2 protein-coding genes and 1 pseudogene are annotated in these 2387 nt (G+C 73.9%); all 3 read right to left on the bottom strand.

Features of this window, described 5'->3' with window-relative positions:
• Nucleotides 1–486: pseudogene (locus A612_RS00615) on the bottom strand (vWA domain-containing protein); the annotation flags it as partial.
• Nucleotides 483–1412 (bottom strand): AAA family ATPase, encoded by a 930-nt coding sequence (locus tag A612_RS00620; protein ID WP_019372686.1) that lies wholly within the window; start codon nucleotides 1410–1412, stop codon nucleotides 483–485. The gene A612_RS00620 and the pseudogene A612_RS00615, both read right to left, overlap by 4 nt.
• 14 nt (nucleotides 1413–1426) lie before the next feature.
• Nucleotides 1427–2224, bottom strand: a complete 798-nt coding sequence (locus tag A612_RS00625; RefSeq protein WP_019372687.1) for an FAD binding domain-containing protein — start codon at nucleotides 2222–2224, stop codon at nucleotides 1427–1429.
• Nucleotides 2225–2387: the final 163 nt, after the last annotated feature.

Raw genomic sequence — 2387 nt, forward strand, 5'->3', positions numbered from 1 at the left:
TTCCTTGAGCCGCGCGAGCCGGCTGGCGCTCATGGCGGCGTCCAGGTCCACCGACTGCTCGCTCCGGCCGGGCGCCCCGGCGCTGCGCTGCGGCGCCAGCGCCTCGCACACGCGCGGGCGTTCGCGCGGCGGGCGCGCCTGGCCATCGGCGCGCGGCAGCATCTGCGCGAGCAGGCGGTTGGCCAGTTTCGGGTCGCGGAAAAAGGCATCGAACAGTTCGCCGAAGGCGCCCCGGTCCTGCTCGCGGCTGAGGAGGACGGCCTCCAGCGCCGCCGCCAGGTCCTCCCGGCGCGCCACCCCGACGACGGCCACCGCCTGCTGCGCCAGCGCAATCCGCGACGCATCGACCGGAATGCCCGCCCGGCGCAGCGCGCGCGCGAACGCCGTGAGATTGGCGGCGAACTTGCCGCTGCGGGCATCGCCCAGCATGGGCACGCGCGCTCCGGCGGACGCCTGTCGGGCCGCAGCCGGGACGGCGGTGTTCATGCCGCCTCCTGTGCCGCGCGCAGCACCTCGTCCGCCAGGGCCCGGTCGAGCGCCGCCACGTCGTCGCGCTGCTTGAACAGGATGCCGGCGGTGTCGCTGACCACTTCCGGATCGAGCACCAGGGTATCGAGCGCCACCAGGGCCCGCGCCCACTCCACCGTCTCGGCGATCCCGGGCACGCGCTGAAAGCGCCCGTGCGGCGCGCTGCGCAGCTGCTGCACGAAGGCGGCGACCTGGTCGGTGAGCTGCTGCGGCGCCTCGGGCACCAGCGCCCGCACGATCGCCAACTCGCGCTCGCGCTCCGGGTAATCCAGCCAATGGTAGAGGCAGCGCCGCTTGACGGCATCGCCCAGCTCGCGCGTGCGGTTGCTGGTCAGCAGCGTGATGGGCGGCACCTCGGCGCGCACCGTGCCCAGCTCCGGGATGCTGACCTGGTATTCGCCCAGGTATTCGAGCAGGAAGGCCTCGAAGGGCTCATCCGCCCGGTCCACCTCGTCGATCAGCAGCACCGCGCCGGGTGGCGGCGCCTGCAGCGCCTGCAGCAGCGGGCGGCGCACCAGGTAGCGCGGCTGGTAGAGCTCGTCCTCCAGCGCGCTGGCGGGCGCCGAACCCTCGGCCGCGCGCAGGTGCAGCAGCTGCGCCGCGTAGTTCCACTCGTACAGCGCCTCGCGCTGCTCCAACCCGTCGAAGCACTGCAGGCGCAGCAGCTGCCGCCCGAGCACCTTGGCCAGCGCCTTGGCCAGCTCGGTCTTGCCGACGCCCGGCTCGCCTTCGAGCAACAGCGGCCGGCCCAGCTGCAGCGCCAGGAATACCGCGGTCGCAAGCCGCCGGTCGGCAAAATAGCCCGCGCGCTCCTGCAGCGCCGATTGCAGCGCATCAATCGAGTCGGGCACGCCGGCAGCGGCGGGGACGGGAGGCTGCGGCATGCGCGACCCGCCTGTCAGCCCTGCGCCAGCGCCTGCGCCACGGCCCGCTGGGCCATCACGCCCACCAGATGGGCGCGGTAGGCGCTGCTGCCGTGCAGGTCGCTGGACATCTCGCCCTCGTCGGTCGGCACCTGGGAGATCGCCTCGGACGAGAAGTTCGCCGCCAGCGCCGCCTCCATCGCCGCGTGGCGGAACACGCCGTTGCCCCCGCCCGTGACCGCGACGCGCACGCCGTCCGCGCCCTGGGCGACGAACACCCCGATCAGCGCGAACAGCGAGGCCGGCTGGCGGAACTTGGCGTAGGCCGCGCGCTGCGGGCACGGAAAGCTCACGGCAGTGATCAGCTCGCCTTCTTCCAGCGCGGTGGCGAACAGCCCCTGGAAGAAGTCGTCCGCCGCGATGTCGCGCGCGCTGGTGTGGATGGTCGCGCCGAGCGCCAGCGCCGCGGCCGGGTAGTCGGCCGCCGGGTCGTTGTTCGCCAGCGACCCGCCGAGGGTTCCGCGGGCGCGCACCTGCTTGTCGCCGATGCCGGCGGCGAGCTGCGCCAGGGCAGGAATGGCGGCGCGCACCTCCTCGCTTTCCGCCACATCGGCGTGGCGCACCATGGCGCCGACGCGCAGGCGCTCGCCCTCGCGCCGGATGCCGCGCAGCTCTTCCACGCCCGCCAGGTCCACCAGCTGTTCGGGCGCCGCCAGGCGCAGCCGCATCGAGGGCAGCAGCGTCTGGCCGCCGGCCAGCAGCTTTCCACCCGCCCGGGCCAGCGCCAGCACCTGGTCGCGGCTGGTGGGGCGCTCGTAAGTGAATGCGTACATTGCTCGTCTCCCTTCGTGCCTCAAGCGGCGGCCGGTTGCGCGGCCTGCCGGATCGCCTGCCAGACGCGGTGCGGCGTCGCCGGCATGTCCAGGTCCTTCACGCCCAGGTCCTTGAGCGCGTCCAGTACGGCGTTCATCACCGCCGGCGGCGAGCCGATCCCCC

This window comes from Melaminivora alkalimesophila, from assembly GCF_000282995.1.
GTDB classification, from domain to species: domain Bacteria; phylum Pseudomonadota; class Gammaproteobacteria; order Burkholderiales; family Burkholderiaceae_C; genus Melaminivora; species Melaminivora alkalimesophila.